Below are 20,210 nucleotides of genomic sequence, written 5' to 3' on the forward strand. Positions count from 1 at the left end.
TTACTTCCCCTCCATGGAGATCAGTTCGTCGGTCACGGAGCGCGCGTCGAGCGGCAGGCCGTGGATGTGCGCGATGCTGCGCAGCTTGGTGATGCGCTCCGGAGTCAGGTCGAGACGGAGCAGGTCGAACATCTGGCGGTCACGGTTCTGCTCCACCACATAGATACGGTCGTGTTTGTCGATGAAGTCCACCACTTCCTTGGTGAACGGGTAGGCGCGCAGGCGCAGGTAATCGGTGTCGAGCTTGTACTCGTCGCGCAACTGATCGCGCGACTCGACGATCGCCCAGTGTGAGGTACCGTAGGCGATGATGCCGATCTTGGCCTTGCCGTCGCCGATGATCTCGGGCTTGGGAACGAAGGAGCGCGCCGTCTCGAATTTTCGCGCCAGGCGCTCCATGTTGTGTTCGAAATCGTCCGGGCGCTCGGAATACTGCGCCCTTTCGTTGTGGCCGCTTCCGCGAGTGAAGTAGGCTGCCGCCGGGTGGTCGGTGCCGGGCAGCGTGCGGTAGCCGATGCCGTCCCCGTCCACGTCCTTGTAGCGGGAAAAGCTGCCCAGCCGGACGAGGTCCTCCTTCGTGAGCACCTTGCCACGCTTGATGGGCTTGGTCGGGTACTGGAACGGGTCGCTCATCCAGTTGTTCATGCCCAGGTCGAGGTCGGACATGACGAAGACCGGGGTCTGGAACTGCTCCGCCAGATCGAAGGCCTCGATGCCGAAATCGAAGCACTCGCTCACCGAGTTCGGGATGAGCATCAGGTGCTTAGTGTCACCGTGGGAGAGGACGGCGTTGGAGAGAATGTCCCCCTGCGAGGTGCGCGTAGGCAGCCCGGTCGAAGGCCCGACACGCTGGATGTCCCAGATCACCGCCGGCACTTCCACGTAGTAAGCCAGGCCGACGAACTCGGCCATGAGCGAGATGCCCGGGCCTGAGGTTGCGGTCATGGCGCGCGCGCCCGCCCAGCCGGCGCCGATGACCATGCCAATGGCCGCCAGCTCGTCCTCCGCCTGCACGATGGCAAAGGTGGACTTCCCGTCCGGGCCGATGCGGTAGTCCCGCATGTAGTCGATCAAAGCTTCCGCCACCGACGAGGAAGGCGTGATCGGGTACCAAGCCACCACGGTCACGCCGCCGAACATGGCGCCCATGGCCGCAGCGGAGTTGCCGTCGATGATGATCTTGCCCGCGGTCTTGTCCATGCGCTCGACGTAAAACGGGTCCGCCTTCTTCAGCGAAGCCTTGGCGTAATCGAAGCCCGCCTGTACCGCCGCCAGGTTCAGGTTCGCGGCCTTCACCTTGCTGGCAAACTGTTTGCGAATGGCCTTCTCGACTTCCGTCATCTCGATGTCGAGCAGATAGGCGACGACACCGACATAGATCATGTTCTTGACCAGTTTGCGCAGCTTGGGCTCGGGACAGACCGGAGCTACCAGCTTGTCGTAGGGCACGGAGTAGAAGGTCAGGTCCTGGCGCAGAGCGGCCAGGTTCAGCGGCTCGTCGTAGACGACCGCAGCTCCCGGCGACAGCGACTTCACGTCATCGGTCGCCGTTTCCGCGTTCATCGCCACCAGCAGGTCGATCTCTTTCTTGCGGCCGATGTAGCCGTCCTTGTTGACACGGATCGTGTACCAGGTGGGGAGGCCCGCGATATTCGAAGGGAACAGGTTCTTGCCCGAGACCGGGACACCCATCTGGAAAATGCTGCGAAGAAGTACGGAGTTGGAAGACTGCGAGCCGGAGCCGTTGACGGTCGCAACCTGGATGCTCACGTCGTTGACGACCCGCTTGCGCTCAGGCCGTTGCGGAGCTTCCCGGACTGCGAGATCACTGGAGGCCATACCTGAAGGTTCCTTTCCCGTTCCCGACGGCGTTATGAATTGAAGATCGGGGACATCGGAAATATTTATTGTACCTCACACTCGCCGGTGACGTAAGCCGCGGGCCCGGGGCGCTGCGGTAACGAAGCAATATCGTCTTACGATGTAAGTGCACTCCGCCGGGCCGCTTACGCAACGGCAAAGAACTGCGCCATGTGGCGGAACTTCTCGTACCGGCCCGACACCAGGTCCGCTGCGCTCTTCCCTTTCAAGGCGGCGAAGTGCTGCTGCAGGGCCGCGTCGAGCAGGGCGGCGGCGGCTTCGTGGTCGGTGTGCGCGCCGCCTACGGGCTCGGGCACAATGTCGTCGATGCAGCCCAGTTCCTGCAACTCCTTCGGGGTGATCTTCAGCGCCTGGGCAGCGACCTCTTTCTTCCCCGTGTCGCGCCACATGATGGAGGCGCAGCCCTCGGGCGAGATGACGGAATAAATGGTGTTCTCCATCATCAGCACGCGGTCGGCCACGGCGATGGCCAGCGCGCCACCCGATCCGCCTTCGCCGGTGATGGTGGCGATGATGGGCACTTCCAAGCGCGCCATCTCGCGCAGGTTGCGGGCGATGGCTTCCGCCTGTCCGCGTTCCTCGGCGCCCAGGCCGGGATAGGCGCCCGGCGTATCCACGAAGGTGAAGACAGGCCGCCTGAACTTTTCCGCCAGCTTCATGAAGCGCAGCGCCTTGCGGTAACCCTCGGGATTGGGCATGCCGAAATTGCGATAGACCTTCTGTTTGGTGTCGCGCGCCTTCTGATGCCCGATCACCATCACTTCCTCGCCGTGGAACTTGGCCATGCCGCAGACGATGGCGGGGTCGTCGCCGAAGACCCGGTCGCCGTGCAACTCGGTCCAGCCGGTGAAGATTCGCTCGGCGTAATCCAGCGTGTAGGGCCGCTGCGGATGGCGGGCCAACTCGGTCTTCTGCCAAGCGGTGAGATGGGCGTAAAGCTGCTGGCGGAGCGCTTCCACCTGGGCATGCAGCCGGTGGAGCTGGCGCTGGGCTTCCTGGTTGTCGCCGGCGGCGGTCTCCAGGCGCTCGATCTCGCGCTCGATGTTCTGCAATTCTCGCTGTGCTTTGGTGGCTGGATCCATTTGCGTTGCGACGGCAGAAGCTTCCACGACTCCGTCCTTTCAGCCAAGGGTGCGCGCCTGACAGCGCGGGGACAGTCGGACTCAGTCGATGATGCGGACGCTGCCACGCCCGCACAGTTGTTCGACCCGGCTGATGAACGCCCGGTCCGGTTGGACATTATAGCCTTCGGCCTCCATCACGACCATGAAGTCACCCGGACGTTCCACGTCGAATAACACCTTGGCTTCTCCCTTGCGCTCGACGCAGAGCGAGTGCAGCGCGTCCACCGTGGCCTCGGTCGCGGTCTCGAGCGGGACGCGGATGCGTAGCGACCGCGGAAGCCTGGGTTGCGCCTGCTCCAGCGGTGTGATCTCGCTGACCGTCACCTTGGGGCTGCCCCCTTCCTCGACGCGCACGCCGCCGCGGATCAGCACGGGAACATCGAGCTTAACCTTGTCGCCGAGGCGGCGATAGGCCTCGGGAAAGACCAACATGTCCACGGAGCCCGCCATGTCCTCGAGAGTGCCCTGGGCGTAGAAATCGCCTTTCTTGGACTTGAGCACGCGCACATTCGTGATCATGCCGGCAGTGTGGATCTCGTCTTTGCCGGTCGAGGACTTGATGGCGCAGATGGCTTCGGTATCGAGGGCGCTGAAATCCAGCAGCTTGTCGCGATACTTCTCCAGCGGGTGGCCTGTGATGAAGAAGCCGAGGATCTCCTTTTCCGCTGCCAGGCGGGTGTGCTCGTCCCACTCGGGGACGTTGGGCAGGTTGTCGTTGACTTCCGCAGCGGGCTCCTCACTGAATGAGATGAACAGCCCGTGCTGCCCGGACTCGGCGTCGCGCTGCGATTTCTGGGCGCGCTCGATGGCCTTGTCCAGCACCGCCATGAGCTGGGAGCGCCGGCCCAGCGAATCCATGGCGCCCGACTTGATCAGCGACTCCAGCACGCGCTTGTTGAGCAGCCGCAGATCCACGCGTTCGCAGAACTGAAAGACGGACTTGAACTGTCCGATCTCGACCCGGGCCTTCAATATCGATTCGATCGCGTTGTGCCCGACGTTCTTCACCGCCGCCAGGCCGAAGCGTATGGCGTTATCGTGGGGGGTGAAATTGGCGTCGGAGACGTTCACGTCGGGCGGCTCGACCGGGATGCCCATCTCGCGGCACTCGTTGATGTACTTGACCACGCTGTCGGTCGATCCCACCTGCGAGGTCAGCAGCGCGGCCATGAACTCCACCGGATGGTGCGTCTTGAGGTAAGCCGTATGGTAGGCGAGCAGTGCATAGGCCGCCGAGTGCGACTTGTTGAATCCGTAACCGGCGAACTGCTCCATCAGGTCGAAGATCTTCGCGACCTTCTGCTCCGGGAAGCCGCGCTCGGTCGCGCCCACCACGAAACGCTGGCGCTGTTTGGCCATCTCCTTGGGATCCTTCTTGCCCATCGCGCGTCGCAGCAGGTCGGCCTCTCCCAGCGAGTAGCCGGAGAGCCGGTTGGCGATCTGCATCACCTGTTCCTGGTACACGATGACGCCCAGCGTTTCCCGCAGGATCTCCTTCAGCTCGGGCAGCTCGTGCTCGACGCTCTTGCGCCCCCACTTGCGGTCGATGAAATCGTCGATCATCCCGCCCTGAATCGGCCCCGGACGGTAGAGCGCATTCAAGGCCGTCAGGTCCTCGACCGAGTTGGGCTGGTAGCGGCGCAGCACGTCGCGCATGCCGTGCGATTCAAACTGGAACACGCCCGAGGTCAGCCCTTTGTGGAAGACCTGCTCATAGGTCTTCTGATCGTCGAGCGAAACCTTGCTCAGGTCGAGCGCTCCGCCGCGCTGGGCGATGAGCTTGAGCGTGTCGTCGACGATGGTGAGCGTGGTCAGGCCGAGGAAGTCCATCTTGAGCAGGCCCATCTTCTCGATGGCGCTCATGTCGAAGGCGGTGACGATCTCCTCGTTCTTGGTGCGGTGCAGCGGGACCAGCTCGATGAGGGGACGCGGGGCGATGACCACGCCGGCGGCGTGCACGCCCGCGTTGCGCACCAGGCCCTCGAGCTTGCGGGCGGTGTCGATCAGCTCGCGGATCTGCGGCTCGTTGTCGTAGGCCTGCTGGAGCTGCGGAGACTCCTTGATGGCATCGTCGAGCTTGATGTTCAGCGTGTGCGGCACCATCTTGGCGATGCGGTCCACGTCGCTGTAGGGCATGTCCATGGCGCGGCCCACATCCTTGATGGCGGCCTTGGCCTGCATGGTGCCGAAGGTGATAATCTGCGCCACCTGCTCGCGTCCGTACTTGCGCGTCACGTAGTCGATCACTTCGCCACGCCGGTTCATGCAGAAGTCGATGTCGATGTCGGGCATCGAGACGCGCTCGGGATTCAGAAAGCGCTCGAAGAGCAGCTCGTGCTGCAGGGGGTCCAGATCGGTGATATGCAAGGCAAAGGAGACCAGAGAACCGGCCGCCGAACCACGCCCCGGGCCCACCGGGATGTTGTGCTCCCGCGCGTAGCGGATGAAGTCCCAGACGATCAGGAAATAGCCGGAGAATTTCATCTGCCGGATGATGGAGATCTCGCGCGTCAGGCGCTGCTCGTAATCGCCGAGCGGGTGCTTCAGCCGGCCCTGGGCGGAAAGCCCGCGCAGGGTCTCCAGCCGGCGCGCGAAACCGTCGCGCGTGACGTGCTCGAAATAGCTGTCGAGGGTGAAGCCCGGCGGGACTTCGAAGTGCGGGAACGGGTTCTTCACCTTCTCGATCTTGACGCTGCAGCGCTCGGCAATGGCGAGGGTGCGCGACACCGCCTCGGGTGAGTCCTGGAAGACGCGCGCCATCTCCTCGTAGCTCTTCACGAAGAACTGGTCGGTCTGGAACTTCATCCGGTTGGTGTCGTTGATGGACTTACCGGTCTGGATGCAGACCATCACGTCCTGCGCGTGGGCGTCGTCCTCGCAGAGGTAGTGGGAGTCGTTGGTGGCGACGACCAGCGCACCCAGTTCCTTTGCGATCTTGTGCAAGTCGGGCAGGATCTTTCGCTCCTGATCCAGTCCCTGGTCCTGCACCTCGATGAAGAAGTTCTCCGCGCCGAAGATCTCCCGGAAGTAGCCGGCCGCCGCGCGCGCCTGGTCGTACTTCCCTTCCGTCAGGTTCTCGGCGACTTCGCCCTTGAGGCACCCGGAGAGCGCGATCAGGCCCTGGGAGTGTTCCGCAAGGAATCTCTTGCTGATCCGCGGTTTGTAATAGAAGCCGTGGAGAGAGGCCTCGCTGGTGATGCGCACCAGGTTGCGGTAGCCCTCTTCGTTTTCGGCCAGCACCAGCAGGTGGTTGTAGGTGTCGCCCTCCGGAGGCGTGCGCTCGATGTCGTGGTCGTCCTTCTTGCAGATGTAGAGCTCGCAGCCGAGGATCGGCTTCACCCCGTGCTGCTTGCAGGCGTTGACGAAGTGGACGGCGCCAAAGATGTTGCCGTGGTCGGTCATGGCCACGGCCGGCATGCCCAGTCGCTTCGCGGTCTCGGCCAACTTCTCGACGTCGCAGGCGCCGTCGAGCATGGAGTAGTCGGTATGCAGGTGCAGGTGGACGAATTGGGACATGAGGGGTTGACTTCAATTCTAATCGCACAGGAGGGCTGGACGGGCCTGTGAATATCCCGGCTGGAAAGGGCACCCGATTCTAACCACAGAGGGCACAGAAATGCACAGAGGATTTCTGCTTCCGTGTCCCTCTGTGTCCCTCTGTGACCTCTCTGGTTATCTCTTTTTCTTCTTCTTAGCCGGCTTGAGCTTCTTGGAAGCGTGCTTCTTCGCTGACTTAGCGATCTTCTTCGCCGGTTTGACCTCGTGCTTCTTCGGCAGCGGTGCTGGAGCTGCCGGTGCTGGAGCCGGAGCCGGGGCATCAGCAGCAGCCGCGCCGGCCTTCCCTTTGCGCCCGCGCTTGGCGGGCGGCGGCGGAGGTGGCGCCGGCGGCGGAGGCGCGTACGGCTTCAGGAACTTCAGCGTCTCCGTGCGCGAGCGCAGCTTGCCGTCGAGCAGCAGGTAGAAGATCTGCTCGGTCAGCTCGTTGTACCCGGGCACGTCAGGAGTGATGTGCAGCTCCGCCATCTCCGGGAGCGGAATCTTGTCCCTCACCTGGCGCCACTTCGTGAGGAAGTTCTTGATCTTTTGCCCGACCCCGTGGTGGCGCGTGGTGGTCTCCAGGAACAGGATGGTGTCCGGACGTCCGGCCGAGAGCAGTTTCCAGGCCAGCGAAGGCGTGGCCGCCTCCTTGCTGGTGAGCCGCTTGGCCAGGTCCTTGGCTTCGTCCTCCAGCCGCTTCCAGCTGTGCACGAAGGCCTTGTTGGAGATGAGCTTCTGGATGCCGCTGATGTCGCTCCCCGAGACGCGGCCGGTCAACATGTACATCACGGCCGGGCCGGAATCGATGGCGCCGTAGCCTAACGACTGCATGTGCTCGCGCGTCTTGAGCAATTGCGCCAGCCCGGTCGAATCCACCTTCGCCACCGACCAGCGCGGGTGCAGGACCCTGAGCCAGCCTTCCTTCTCCAGCGCGCGCAGGATGTGCAGCGGGTCTTCCTCGTAGGCCAGCTGTTCGATCTCGTAGCCGATCTGGCGGTCGGAGATGCGCTCGATGTAACTGCCCTCTTTGGCGGCATCGAAGCGGGCTTGCGTGCGCTCTTCCAGGTTCCAGTGAAAGCGCGCGGTGAAGCGCGTGGCGCGGATCAGACGCGAGGGTTCCTCGAGGAACGCGTAATTGTGCAGGATGCGGATGACCTTGTTCTCGATATCGGCGACGCCATTGGCGGGATCGAGCAGCAGTCCGCGCGAACCCTCGTTCAGCGAAAGCGCCATGGCGTTGATGGTGAAGTCGCGGCGGCGCAGGTCGTCGATGATGGTGCCCGGCGAGATCTCCGGCGGCTTGCCCGGCTTGTCGTAGCGCTCCGAGCGCGCCATGCCGAGTTCGGCGCGAACGTTGCCCGGCAGCAACAGGTACAGGGTGCGGGTGTCGTCGTCCACCCACTGGACGATCGCACCGGCCTTCTCCAGATCCCGTTGCAGCTTGAGCGGATTGCCCTGTACCGTGAGGTCGATCTCGCGGATGAGAAAGCCGCTGATCATGTCGCGGATGGCGCCGCCGGTGAGATACACGTTCATCTCGTCGCGTCGGGCCACGTCGGCGATCAGGGCGACACCCCGCTGCTGGTCCGGTGTCAGCCGTGTTTCCATCATATAAATGTAATCAGCCATCTAGGCGATACCCCGTGGCGCAGACGGACGCCCACAGTTGTTCCCGGCAGGGGTGCGGGCCGGGCCCGGCCGGATCCTCCCGTTTCGCTTGTAAGTGGTTCCGAACAAGGCACTTAGCCGCGCTCAGAAGGCCACGGCAAACCCCACACGATAGCACACTGTTTATATTTTTGCTACAAGGCGCCAGGAAAGGCTCCGGAGGGCTGGAAAAGTGCGACAATCGGTGCGCACGCCCCAATATCTGGTGCCTCATGGCGTCTACCCACAAGAAGGTCATCGTCCGCAAGATGGACCGCGACAGCGTCCAAGGCTATGTCGCGCCTGCGTTCATCGTGGACGGCAAAGTAGAGTTGCTCAATACCGCGGGCAAGGTCGTGCAGATCGAGCTCGCCGAGGTCAAGGGCGTGTATTTCGTGCGCGATTTCGATGAGTCTGAGGCCTTCGCTCGGAAGACCTTCGCCACCCGCCCACGCACCGAAGGCTTGTGGGTGCGGCTCAAGTTCCGCGACAACGAGGTCATGGAGGGCATGATGCCCAACGACCTAACCCAGCTCTCCGCGGACGGGTTCCTCCTCAGCCCGCCGGACACGCGCTCCAACACCCAGCGCATCTTCGTGCCGCGCAGCGCGCTGGCCGAGCTGACCGTGTTGAGCGTGATCGGCGGGGCCGCTGGACGGCGGCGCCGGCCCGCAGCGGCGGCGGATACACGGCAAGTGCCGATGTTCACGGAATAGACCCGCACTCGGTATTCGGCGAGTTATGCCCTGTCCGCCGCGAGTCCTTTGTGTCCTTCGTAGTGATGCTTTTTTCTTCCCTCTTAACATTGGTCAATTAAAATCGGGCCGTCAACCTACGTGCATCCGCGGGAGTCCGCGGGGATGAAGTCCTTATGAAGCTCTCCAGAATCGCATCCGCACTGAATGTCCGCCTCGACGGCTCCGACTGTGAGATCACGGGCGTGGCCGGGATCGAAGAAGCCAGCGCCGGACAATTGACGTTCGTCGCCAACCCCAAGTACGCGGCCGCAGCCAAGACCACGAAGGCGTCTGCGGTCATCGTGGACGACTCCTTCCCTGCCCTGACCACCGCCACGCTGCGCACCGGGAACCCGTACCTGGCGTTCGCCAGGGCGATCGAATTCTTCTACCAGCCGCCGAACTACGCTCCCGGCGTGCATCCGACGGCGGTCGTCCATCCCACGGCGGAGATCGGCAGGAACGCGCACATCGGCGCCTACGTCGTGGTCATGGAAAACGTCGTGATCGGCGATGGCTGCGTGCTGCTACCCCACGTGGTCATCTATCCAGGGGCAAAGATCGGGAGGGACTTCTTCGCCCACGCGCACTCCGTCGTGCGCGAGCACTGCCAACTGGGCGATGGCGTGATCCTGCAAAACGGCGCGGTGGTCGGCGCGGACGGTTTCGGGTTTGCCCTGGACGACCACAAGCGCTGGCGCAAGATCGTGCAGTCCGGGCCGGCGGTGCTGGCCGACCAGGTCGAAGTCCAGGCCAACGCCTGCGTGGACCGTGCCTCGATCGGCGAGACCCGCATAGGACGCGGAACGAAGATCGACAACCTGGTGCAGGTTGGGCACGGCTGCGTGGTGGGCGAAGACACGCTGTTGTGCGCGCAGGTGGGGCTTGCCGGCTCGACCGAGGTGGGCAACCGCGTGATCCTCGCCGGACAGGTGGGCGTAGCCGGCCACTGTAAGATCGGCGACGGCGCCATCGCCACCGCGCAGAGCGGCATCCCGAACGACGTAGAGGCGGGCAAAACGGTCAGCGGTTATCCTGCCATCGACAACCGGCAGTGGCTGCGCTGCGTCGCCGTCTTCAACAAATTGCCGGAAGTGGCGAAGGCGCTGCGAGCGGCAAAGAAGGCGGAGAGCGAGTAGTTCCGGCCGATCCTGCTGCATTAAGTCTCTGAAAATGTCTGACGACAAACCACACCTCGTCAAAGAGCAGAAAAAGCCCATCCGGGTGCTGCTCCTTGACGACCGCGAGGAGAACCTGCTGTTGCGCTCCACCATCCTGCGCCAGCGAGGCTACGAGGCAGTGTCAGCGGCAACCATCGAACAGGCCGAAGCCAAGCTGAACGACATCGACATCGCTGTCCTCGACTACCACCTCGGCCGGGGCAAGTTCGGCACTGACGTGGCGACGTCGCTACGCCAGAAGCGCCCGCACGTGCCCATCATCATCCTTTCGGCGACCCTGGAACACGGCTTCGGGGGCGGACTCGCCGACATGCACCTGCTCAAGGGCTCCAGTTCGGTGGACGACATGCTGGCCGCCTTGCGCTCCTTCGAAGCCAAGAAGCGCGGCAAGCCCGTGGTGGTGGATGCGCGCGAGTTCTACTACTCGCGCATCAGCATGGCCATGGGCGAAGACATCGCCCTGGAGATCCTCGACCGCGACGGCAATTGGCAGTACGTCAACGAATACTTCGCGGAATTTTTCGACAAAAAACGCAGCTGGTTTCCCGGCAAGAACCTGTTCGAGAGCTTTCCCGAGGCCGAGGGCGAGTGGCGCGACATTATCCGCAACGTCGCCGACACCCGTGAGACCTACATCGACCGCAGCATGCGCGGAATGCCCCACCTCCCCAAGAAGAACCCGCGCTGGGTCTGGAACGTGCTGGTCTTCCCCATCAAACTGCACGACGAGAGCGACGGCGTGGTGCTGAGCGCGCGCATCATCGAGAAGAAACCGTCATTCTAGAGATCTAGCTTCTGTACTGTTCCGGCAGCGCGCTCTCGATCTTCGCCCGGACGGCATCCATCAACGCGTCGCGTTCGGTGAACTGCTTGGGATCGATAGGCTCGTGGAACACGACGGTCGCGACGCCTACCTTGATGCTGAAGCGTCCCTTGGGCCACAGCTCGTGCGTCCCCACGATGGTCATGGGGATGACCGGGAAGCCGGTCTCCATCGCCAGGTAGAACGGCCCTTTCTTGAAGGGCAGGAGTTTGCCGTCACGGGAACGCGTGCCTTCCGGAAACACGGTCATGTTCAGGCCCTTGCGCATGACCTCGGCGCCGCGCTCGACGCTGGCGATGGCGGCGTCGCGGTTGGCGCGGTCCACCGGCACCAGGTCCCCCAGCCGCATGGCTCGCCCCAGCAACGGCACCTGGAACAGCTCCTTCTTCACCAGCACCGAAGTGCGCCGAGGGATCACGGGAACCACGATGGGGGGATCGAGGTTCGACGTGTGGTTGCACATGTAGATGTACGTGAGATTGGGGTCGAAGCGGTCTCGGCCCTCGATCTCGACGCGCACCCCGGTCAAGCGCACGCCTGTCCACGCCAGCCACATGGAGGTCTTGTAGAGGAAATCCGCGTTGCCGGTGATGAAGGTCCAGGGGAACGCGATCAGGGCGGCCAGGGGGACGAACAGTGCCCAGAACGTGAGCGCGATCAGGGCGCGCAGCACTAGGGAGTCCCTCCGGCGGATTGCGATTCGCCGCGCAGCCAGGCGGCGCGGCGCGCCTGTTGCGCCGGCGTGACGCTGGGCGATTCCACGATGGCGAAATTCTGCTCTTCCCGACCGCCGAGCTTGATCTTCACATCCCGCGTCCCCCGCCGCCCTTTGATCTTCAGCCGCAGTATGTCGCCCGGACGCATGTTGGCAATCGCGCTCTCCACATCGATCGTGGCAGGCTTGCCATTGATCTCGACGATGATGTCACCGGGCACCAGTCCTGCGCGCTCCGCATCCGCGCCGGGACTGACGACGTACACCGCCGGTGGCTGGTCGAAGTTCTTGACGGAAACGAATCCGGGATCCGGGAAGACGGCCTTACGGTGATCCAGCCGCAGGCCCACGCTGCGGAAGAACTCGTCGTACGGGATGGGCGTCACGCCGGAGACGTAGTTCTCGAAGAACCAGCCGAAGTCCTTGCCCGTCACCTTCTCCACCGCGTAGCGAACGCCGGCCGTGTCATCGAAGTACCGCGCTTCGTAAAAGTAGTTCTTTTCCATCCACTGGAAGAGTTCGCGCAGCGACTTGCCTCCCTGGGTCGCATCGCGCATGGCCAGATCCAGCAAGATGCCGAGGATCTCGCCCTTATTGTAGTAATCGATGGAGCGCTCGGCCGTGCGGTACTGGGGATACTTGTCGAACCACGTATCGAGGCTGCTCTCCTCGGCCGACTGGATGCGCGCCGCGGGCCGACTCTCCAACCGGTAGATCTCGCGCGAGAGCGCGGTCAGGAACTGCTGCTCGCTCCAGGCGCCCGTGCGCAGCATGGTGTAGTCCGCGACCGTGTTGGTGAAACCCTCGCTGAACCAGAGCGCGGTGGTGAAGTTTTCGTGGAGGTAATCGATCGGTTCGAGCGACTTCGGCCGGATGCGCTTGACGTTCCACAGATGGAAGAACTCGTGGGCGGTGACCGAGGGTAGCGCGTACGGATCATCGCGCAGCCGATCCGCAGGAACATCGATGGCGGTTGAATAGGCGTGCTCCATGCCCCCGCCCCCGGTGTTGCGGGGGAAATGGTAGATGAAGAGGAAGTCGCCGAACGGACGGTCGTTCATCCAGGCGACCTCGCTGGCGACGGTCTTGCGAACGGTTTCGCGCACTGCGTTCATGTCGTAGTCGGCAGGATCGGCATGCACGGCGATGTGGTAGCGCGCCCCGCCGTCCTCGAATTCGATGGCGGCGAATCTTCCCATCTCCACCGGCGCGTCCACCAGCCGGTCATAGTTGCGCGCCGAGAAGCGTCCCAGCCGGGCGGCTTCGCCCGGATTGAGCGACGGCAGCACGGTGGCCACGTCCCAGTCCCGCGGCAGGTCGGTGAAGGTCACCGTCATCAGCGAATCGCGCGCATCCGTGGGATACATGAGCAGCTCGGCCAGATTGAAGAAGCCATGTTCGCTGTTGAGTTGGGAGCCGTAGGGACCGGGCTGGTCGGCAAGGATGTCGTATTCGATCTCCGCGCCGCTTTCGGCGTGGTAGATCCGCCAGGTGGTCTTGTCGAGCTTGCGGACGGGCAACTCTCGCCCGGTCGCGTCTTTCGCCGTCACCCGGCGGACGTACTGCGCGAAGTCGCGGACCTGGTAGAGAGCGTTCCACACCGGGAGTTGCACCTCGCGCTCGGCGGACGTTCCCGCCACGTGGATGCGCACGTGCACCAGGCGGTCGCGCATCTTGGCCAGCGAGACGTAGTAATCCACCGGCGGCTGCGCCAGCGCCGTGGTGCAGAACAGCACCAGGACAAACGCATAGTTGGCTTTCCTGTGTGGCTTCAAGTCCGGGCCGGGACCTCGTGTTGGGATCTCAAACGCTGGGGAAGCTTCTCGTAAATACCGCCAAACCCTCCGTTCGACAAGACGGCGACGACGTCGCCGGAGCGCAGCAGCGGGACGACCTCGGCCACGATGGCATCGGCATCCTTGAGTTCGCGGGTCGGAACGCCCCCGGCACTCACCCGCTCCACAACGCGCGCCACCGAAAGACGCTCGTTCTCGGGAATGGCCTCGGCTTTGTAAACGCTGGCAATACGGACCTGGTCGGCCAGCCCCAGGCTCTTCACCAGTTCACCTTCGAGCACACGCCGGCGGAGCGTGTTGGAGCGAGGCTCGAAAATGGCCCAGAGCCGCCGGCCGGGATAACGCGTGCGCAGCGCTTGGAGGGTCTGTGCGATGGCCGTGGGGTGATGCGCGAAGTCGTCGATGATAGTGACCCCGTTGACTTCGGCCCGGACTTCGAGGCGGCGTTTCACGCTCTTGAAGGTGCGTAGCGCCCGCGCGATCGCATCCGCCGGGATCCCGTATCCGGCGGCCACGGCCACCGCCGCTGTGGCGTTCAGGACGTTGTACTCACCCGCCAGCGGAAATTCGAAGGTCGCGAAGTGACGCTTGCGATGCAGCACGGTCCAGGTGGTGCAGGCCGGCTCGTACTTCAGGCCCACGATGCGCCAGGTGGCTTTCTCGCTGAAGCCGTAGCGTTCGATCGGAGAGAAGGCCTTGGCCACGCACTCTTCCACATCGGCGCTGGCGTCCCAGGCAACGATCCGCCCGCGGCGCGGAACCAGGTTCACCAGCCGCTTGAAAGCCGTCTTCACCGCCTCCAGGTCTTTGTAGATGTCGGCGTGGTCGAACTCCACCGACGTCAGGATGGCCGACACCGGCATGTAGTGCAGGAACTTCGGACCCTTGTCGAAGAATGCGCAGTCGTACTCGTCGCCCTCGATGATGAAGTGCGGGCCGTCGTTCACGGCAAAGCTTGAGCCGAAGTTCTCGGCGATACCACCGATCAGGAACGACGGCCGCTGCCCGGCGGAAGCGAAGATCCAGGCCAGCATCGAGGTCGTGGTCGTCTTGCCGTGGGTGCCGGCGACCACGATGGGCTCGCGACCGCGCAAGAATTCTTCCTGCAGGATGTCGGGCAGCGAGCGCATTGGAATGCGCTGGTCGAGAACGTACTCCAGTTCCACGTTGCCGCGCGAGATGGCGTTACCCACCACCACCAGGTCGGGCTGCGGATTCAGGTTCTTCTCGTCGAACGGCTGCGAGACCGCAATGCCCAGTCCGGCGAGGAAGTCCGACATCGGCGGATAGGCCGCCTGATCGGAGCCGGTCACGCGGTGTCCCAGCTGCGTCAGCATCCCGGCCAGCGACGCCATCGCCGTGCCGCAGATGCCGATGAGATGGACGTGCCTTGGAGTCATGATTTCCTGGCCGTGGCCGCCGTGGATGTGGTCGCCGCCTCGAGAAAAGATAAAGATGCCTGGCTCCCGACGTTCAGCGCCGCACGGACTCCGATGGGCAGCGTCACGTTGCCGTGCGACACATGGCCGGAGCGCAATCCGTATGCGACCGGTACGCCGAGGTCGCCGACCACGCGGTTCACCACGTCCTGCAACTGATACTGCTGGTCATCCGACTGTCGGCAGTCGAGCATCTCGCCGAAGACCATCCCCCGCACGCCCTTGAACTTGCCCGCCAGCTTCATTTGCATGAGCATCCGGTCCACCTGGAACGGCTTCGCGCTCACGTCTTCCATGAAAAGAATGACGTCCTCGGTCCGGATTTCGTAGGGCGTTCCCAGGGATGCGGCCAGCATAGAGAGGCAACCGCCATACATGTTGCCCTCCGCGCGCCCGGCCACCACCGGCTCCAGGCCAGCGGCGCCGCCGAGGTTCCACTGCGCTGCCCCTCCCAGCGCCGCGGTCAGCGACAGCCTGTGAATGCCGTCGTCGGTGGAGAAGTCCTTGTTCATCATCGGCCCGTGGAAGGTGACCAGCCCCGCTGCATCGTGGAACCAGGTCAGCAGCGTGGTCACGTCGCTGTAGCCCATGAAGATCTTGGGATGATTGCGCACCACGTCGAGGTCGATCTTCTCCAGCAGGTAGTTGCAGCCGTATCCGCCCCGGGCGCAGATGATGGCGCGCACGTCCGTGCGAGCGAACATTTCCTCGATGTTTTCCGCGCGCTGTTTCGCCGAACCCGCGAAGTACGGCGCCTCGCGGTCGAAGAGCGATTCATCAAAGACGACCTTGTACCCCTGGTTGCGCCAGCTCGCGCAGCTGAGCTCGAACGACTGCTTGTTGAAGGGGCTGGCGGGCGCGACTACCGCGATGGTATCGCCCGCTTGCAGCGCGGCAGGCTTCAGACGCGGATTGGGTTTGGCCGACATTTCAGCCCGCCCGCGGCGGGGACCTTCATCTTAAATGAAAAATTCTCCCCGGCAGATGAGCCGCGCAGGGCCGCGCAGAAAGACGTTCCCTTCCCAGCGCACCGTTTGTGCGCCTCCCGGCGCGTGGACGGTTACCGGAGAGGCCGCTTTCCCCGAAGCGATCGAGGCCACGGCCGATGCACAGGAGCCGGTGCCCGACGATTGCGTCTCTCCCACCCCACGCTCGAAAAATCGAGCCTCGATCTCGCCTTTGTTTAGAATCCGCACCAGCTCAACGTTGATGCTGTACTTGAAGTCGTGGTGTTTCCCCATCTCGGCCGCTTCCGCCTGCCAGCCGGGGCCGTATTCCTTCACGAACACGACGAAATGCGGGTTGCCCATCGAGACCGGGATGCCACGGACCTCGCCGAAGGCCAGCTTGATGGAGAACTCGTCGCCCACCTGGGGCTCGCCCATGTCGGTCTCGAACTCGAAATCGTTGCCGCTGCAGCCTATCAGCGTGCACCCCTTGACGCCCGCGCCGGTCCGCACCACCACCTTCTCCCCGCCGTGTTCGGCGACCCAGTACGAAGCGACGCAGCGCGTGCCGTTGCCGGAGATCTCGGCCTCCGAGCCATCGGCGTTGAACAGGCGCGCATGGACGTCGGAATTGTTGTCGGGAAAGAGCCACTCCACGCCGTCGGCACCGACACCCTGGTGCCGGTCGCAGATGCGTCGGGTGAAGGCGGCAAGGTCGGGCGGCGCGTGCATCCCATCGATGAGCAGGAAATCGTTGCCGCAGGCGCTGGCTTTCAAGAATGGCACACGCCCGGACTGACTGTTGGCCGTCATGGTGATTCAGCGCGGAGTGGCTGGATTGTACCAGTGGCCGCTAGGGTGCGATAGGTATCCGGCTCTTGTAGATCGTGGTGCGGGGCTGCCCGCTGCTGGTGATGACCAGGAGCATCTCGAGCTGGTCGCGGTGACGCTCAGCCGCGTGCGCGACGGGCCCGCCGTCCATGGCGATGACGTAGTCGGCCTTGCGCCCAGGCGCGTCCAGCGCTTGCTGCCAGAGCGGGAAGTTGCTCTCGTTGATCACCCGGCGCAAGGGGATGCCGGCGCGGCGCAGCGCATCCACGTGGTCTCCCGTATACATCAACAGCGTCGCCGTCGGCGGCAGCTTCTCCAGTTCGCGCGCCAGAGCTTTCTCGTACGGGATGCGCGTTCGCGAATTAGCCGTTACCTCCCGCAGACAGATCGGGCCCTTGCCCCACACCGACAAGTAACTTCCGACCAGCAGCCCTGCGAACACGACAGGGGCCACGATCTGCCAGCGTCTCTGCTCGCTCAGTTTGAGAAGGAATGCCAACGCGGTAGCGGCAAACACGGCAATCGCCGGCAGAAGCTGCAATCCGTAGCGCGTGTTGTAGTAGGAGAACGGCCACCAGACAGGAAGGAAGATCGGAACCGCCTCATACGCGACCGAGAATGCATAGAACGGGAGCGGCAGCCACAGCAGCAGCCATATCCAGCGCCGCGCCACGAGGCATACTGCTGCTCCGGCGGCCGCCAGCAGCAACAACCACGGCTCCCACCGGCCTTCGGCTACGTTGAACTTGGCGCACTTCAGAAAGTAGACGACGGCAACGCGGATGTCGTGATAGCCGGGATGCGCGGACGCTCCCACCTTCATGCTGCGCTCCATGATCGCCTTGGCCGAATAGGGGCCGCGGGCGAATTCCAGCGGGTCCTGAAAGATGCCGTAGTTGTAAGCCATCCACAGCGTGGGCGTGAGCGCACCCAACAAGACGAAGGCGATCACCGCACGGCGCATACGCCTGCTTTCCCGTAGAGACACCCGTAAGGGCTTCTCTGCCAGAAGAATCACAACGACCACACCGCAGGCTATGGTCAGGATCCATCCGTCATACCGGGTCAGGATGCCCGCGGCCAGGACCATGGCGCAGCGCTCCAGGGTGCATGCCGCGTCGTCCTGCCGGCCTGCGCGGATGAGGCGGGAGAACTCCGCAAGGAACACTACCGCCCAGATGAACTCCGCCAGGTAGAGCGATTCATTCAGCGCGGTGGCCTGCACGTAGATCAGGTTGGGGTTTGCAGCGAGCAGCAGTGCTGCGAACCAGGCCGCTGGGCCTGCCTGCGGCGCTAGCGTGGAATCCTCCAGCACCGAGCGGACCAGGCAAAAGATACCGGTCACCGCCAGCACGTACCCGATCATCGAGGGAATGGAACCCCCGACGCCGCTGCGCCACATCTCGACGCTAAGGATGAACGGGATGGTGAGGAGGTGCTGCAAGGGCAGCCACACCGTGCCCAGCTGGAAGGGACCGGGTGTCAGCGAATCGAAGACGCGCCGCGCAATGCCGATGTGGGCAACGGCATCGCCGGAGAGAAGCACCTGGTCACGCTGTTGGAAGGCCAGGAACGACAGGACAGATACGATGGTAGCGAGGGATGCTACCAGTCTGGTTTCGCGTTGGGGCGCTTGCTCTGTCAAATCGCCCAATGACCCGACGGCCCGATCCTCATTACAGGTGCGTAAGTTCGCGGAATATCTCGAAGCGGGCGTCGATCTCCTCGCGCGTCAGCCGGCGCAGCCGCTCGGTGCCGAAACATTCGACGGCGAAAGAGCCCATCACTCCGCCGTAGAACATGGCGCGCTTCAGCACTCCGCGATTCAGTTCGCCCTGCGACGCGATGTATCCCATGAAGCCGCCGGCGAAGGAATCGCCCGCACCAGTCGGGTCTTTGACTTCCTCGATGGGCAGCGCCGGCGCGCGGAACGGGTGGTGTCCGATGCCGAACGCGCCTTCCCCGAAAAAGATGGTCGCGCCGTATTCGCCGTGCTTGATCACCAGCGCTTTCGGGCCCCGGGCCAGTATCTTGTTGGCGGCCCGCGGCAAGGAATGGTCGCCCGCCAGCATCTTGGCTTCGCCGTCGTTGATCAGCAGCACGTCGATCTGCTTCAGCGTGTCGGCCAGCTCTTTCGGCTTGCCGCCGATCCAGAAGTTCATGGTGTCGCCGCCGACGAACTTCGCACCCGACATCGCGAGCCGCACCTCCGCCTGCAAGACCGGGTCGATATTTGCCAGAAACAGGAATTCGGAATCGAGGAACCGGGGCGGGATGCGCGGCTTGAAGTCACCGAGCACATTCAGCTCGGTAACCTTGGTCTTGGCTTCGTTCAGGTTTTCGCCGTATTCGCCCGACCAGTAAAAGGTTTTCCCTTTCGCGCGCTGGATGCCGAAGGTGTCCACGCCGCGTTCCTTCATCACCGCTTCGTGTTCGGCGGTGAAGTCCTCGCCCACCACACCCACCACGCGCACGTCGGTGAAGTAGCTGGCGGACAGCGAAAAATAGGTGGCGGAGCCGCCCAAAATCCGTTCCGCCTTGCCATGCGGTGTCTGAATGCTGTCGAACGCGAGGGAGCCGACGACCAGCAGTGCCATTACGCCTTGGCCTCCGGACCGACGTACCTGCCGACCAGCAGCTTCAGTCGTTCCAGCGTCTTCGGCGGAATCTTCGCCGGCTCGGTCACGATGGCCTTGGCCAGCGCCGACCCGCAGTGGCAACGCCGCTGCTTCGGCATCGCCTTGACCGCCTCCCGCACCACCGCGCAGGCATGCTCCGCATTCTTCACAAGGTTGGCGATCACCTGCTCGATGGTCACGGACTCGTGGTCCTGGTGCCAGCAATCGTAGTCGGTCACCATGGCGACGGTGGCGTAGCAGATCTCGGCTTCGCGCGCCAGCTTGGCCTCCTGCAGGTTCGTCATCCCGATCACGTCCGCGCCCCAGCTCCGGTAGAGATTTGATTCCGCCTTGGTGGAGAATGCCGGGCCCTCCATGCACACATAAGTGCCGCCGCGCTTGCCGACCACCCCTGCGTTCCGGCACGCCCCCTCCAACACCTTGGCGACGTCGCCGCAGACCGGATCCGCGAATGCGATGTGCGCCACGATGCCATCACCGAAGAAGGTGGCGGTGCGGTGGAAGGTGCGGTCGATGAACTGGTCCGGGATCACAAACTCCAGCGGCGCATGTTCCTGCTTGAGCGATCCGACCGCCGACATCGAGATGATGCGCTCCACTCCGAGCTGCTTGAAGCCGTGGATGTTGGCGCGAAAGTTGAGCTCGCTGGGGAGGATGCGGTGTCCCCGTCCGTGGCGCGACAGGAATGCGACCTTCCGCCCCTCCAGGGTGCCCGCAACGTAGGCGTCCGACGGCTCGCCGAAAGGGGTGTCGAGCTTTACTTCCCGTGTGTGGGTCAGGCCGGGCATGGAGTACAGCCCGCTGCCGCCGATGATTCCAATCTCCGCCTGCTGCAAGTTCCGCTCCTGAGATTCGAACCGCCGATTATACAGAACGCGGTTGTGTGGGACGGGGCGGGCTCTCGTCTGCCCGG

At 63.6% G+C, this 20,210-nt stretch carries 15 protein-coding genes; 3 read left to right on the top strand and 12 right to left on the bottom strand.

Annotated elements, in window-relative coordinates; translation table 11 throughout:
* The 4 genes from LAN37_06500 to LAN37_06515 form a co-directional block, all read right to left on the bottom strand.
* Positions 1 to 1,839: a 2-oxoacid:acceptor oxidoreductase subunit alpha gene (locus LAN37_06500; GenBank protein MBZ5646858.1), complete on the bottom strand. Its 1,839-nt coding sequence runs from the start codon at positions 1,837 to 1,839 to the stop codon at positions 1 to 3.
* A 167-nt stretch (positions 1,840 to 2,006) separates the two neighbouring features.
* Complete coding sequence (locus tag LAN37_06505; GenBank protein MBZ5646859.1) at positions 2,007 to 2,963, bottom strand: acetyl-CoA carboxylase carboxyltransferase subunit alpha; 957 nt, start codon at positions 2,961 to 2,963, stop codon at positions 2,007 to 2,009.
* Positions 2,964 to 3,044: 81 nt separating this feature from the next.
* A complete protein-coding gene (dnaE, locus tag LAN37_06510) occupies positions 3,045 to 6,521 on the bottom strand; it encodes a DNA polymerase III subunit alpha (protein ID MBZ5646860.1) in 3,477 nt (1,158 codons plus the stop codon).
* A 156-nt stretch (positions 6,522 to 6,677) separates the two neighbouring features.
* The gene (locus LAN37_06515; protein MBZ5646861.1) at positions 6,678 to 8,171 is read right to left on the bottom strand and encodes a CCA tRNA nucleotidyltransferase; all 1,494 of its coding nucleotides are present in this window, start codon (positions 8,169 to 8,171) and stop codon (positions 6,678 to 6,680) included.
* A gap of 251 nt (positions 8,172 to 8,422) precedes the next feature.
* Here LAN37_06515 and LAN37_06520 point away from each other — a divergent pair, with 251 nt between their 5' ends.
* From LAN37_06520 to LAN37_06530, 3 genes are all read left to right on the top strand, one after another.
* Positions 8,423 to 8,905: a hypothetical protein gene (locus LAN37_06520; protein ID MBZ5646862.1), complete on the top strand. Its 483-nt coding sequence runs from the start codon at positions 8,423 to 8,425 to the stop codon at positions 8,903 to 8,905.
* A 155-nt stretch (positions 8,906 to 9,060) separates the two neighbouring features.
* Positions 9,061 to 10,065: a UDP-3-O-(3-hydroxymyristoyl)glucosamine N-acyltransferase gene (gene lpxD / locus LAN37_06525; protein ID MBZ5646863.1), complete on the top strand. Its 1,005-nt coding sequence runs from the start codon at positions 9,061 to 9,063 to the stop codon at positions 10,063 to 10,065.
* 34 nt (positions 10,066 to 10,099) lie between these two features.
* The gene (locus tag LAN37_06530) at positions 10,100 to 10,891 is read left to right on the top strand and encodes a response regulator (protein ID MBZ5646864.1); all 792 of its coding nucleotides are present in this window, start codon (positions 10,100 to 10,102) and stop codon (positions 10,889 to 10,891) included.
* 4 nt (positions 10,892 to 10,895) lie between these two features.
* On the opposite strand, the gene LAN37_06535 is transcribed toward LAN37_06530, so the two are convergent.
* The 8 genes from LAN37_06535 to mtnP all read right to left on the bottom strand — a co-directional run bounded on the left by LAN37_06535 (position 10,896) and on the right by mtnP (position 20,133).
* Positions 10,896 to 11,486: a 1-acyl-sn-glycerol-3-phosphate acyltransferase gene (locus LAN37_06535; protein MBZ5646865.1), complete on the bottom strand. Its 591-nt coding sequence runs from the start codon at positions 11,484 to 11,486 to the stop codon at positions 10,896 to 10,898.
* 116 nt (positions 11,487 to 11,602) lie between these two features.
* On the bottom strand, positions 11,603 to 13,420 hold the full coding sequence (locus LAN37_06540; protein ID MBZ5646866.1) for a PDZ domain-containing protein: 1,818 nt from the start codon (positions 13,418 to 13,420) through the stop codon (positions 11,603 to 11,605).
* Complete coding sequence (gene mpl, locus LAN37_06545) at positions 13,417 to 14,841, bottom strand: UDP-N-acetylmuramate:L-alanyl-gamma-D-glutamyl-meso-diaminopimelate ligase (protein ID MBZ5646867.1); 1,425 nt, start codon at positions 14,839 to 14,841, stop codon at positions 13,417 to 13,419. Before mpl ends, LAN37_06540 begins: the two co-directional genes overlap by 4 nt.
* A complete protein-coding gene (locus LAN37_06550) occupies positions 14,838 to 15,809 on the bottom strand; it encodes an LD-carboxypeptidase (protein MBZ5646868.1) in 972 nt (323 codons plus the stop codon). The genes mpl and LAN37_06550 overlap by 4 nt, the downstream gene beginning before the upstream one ends.
* A gap of 30 nt (positions 15,810 to 15,839) precedes the next feature.
* Positions 15,840 to 16,640, bottom strand: coding sequence for a diaminopimelate epimerase (gene dapF, locus LAN37_06555; protein MBZ5646869.1), 801 nt, complete (start codon positions 16,638 to 16,640; stop codon positions 15,840 to 15,842).
* A 40-nt stretch (positions 16,641 to 16,680) separates the two neighbouring features.
* Complete coding sequence (locus LAN37_06560; protein ID MBZ5646870.1) at positions 16,681 to 18,312, bottom strand: hypothetical protein; 1,632 nt, start codon at positions 18,310 to 18,312, stop codon at positions 16,681 to 16,683.
* Positions 18,313 to 18,334: 22 nt separating this feature from the next.
* Positions 18,335 to 19,255 carry a sugar kinase gene (locus LAN37_06565; protein ID MBZ5646871.1) on the bottom strand — a complete coding sequence of 307 codons (921 nt, stop codon included), beginning with the start codon at positions 19,253 to 19,255 and terminating at the stop codon, positions 18,335 to 18,337.
* A complete protein-coding gene (mtnP, locus tag LAN37_06570) occupies positions 19,255 to 20,133 on the bottom strand; it encodes an S-methyl-5'-thioadenosine phosphorylase (protein MBZ5646872.1) in 879 nt (292 codons plus the stop codon). Before mtnP ends, LAN37_06565 begins: the two co-directional genes overlap by 1 nt.
* Positions 20,134 to 20,210 lie beyond the last annotated feature (77 nt).

This window comes from Terriglobia bacterium, from assembly GCA_020073495.1.
Taxonomy (GTDB): domain Bacteria; phylum Acidobacteriota; class Terriglobia; order Terriglobales; family Acidobacteriaceae; genus JAIQFD01.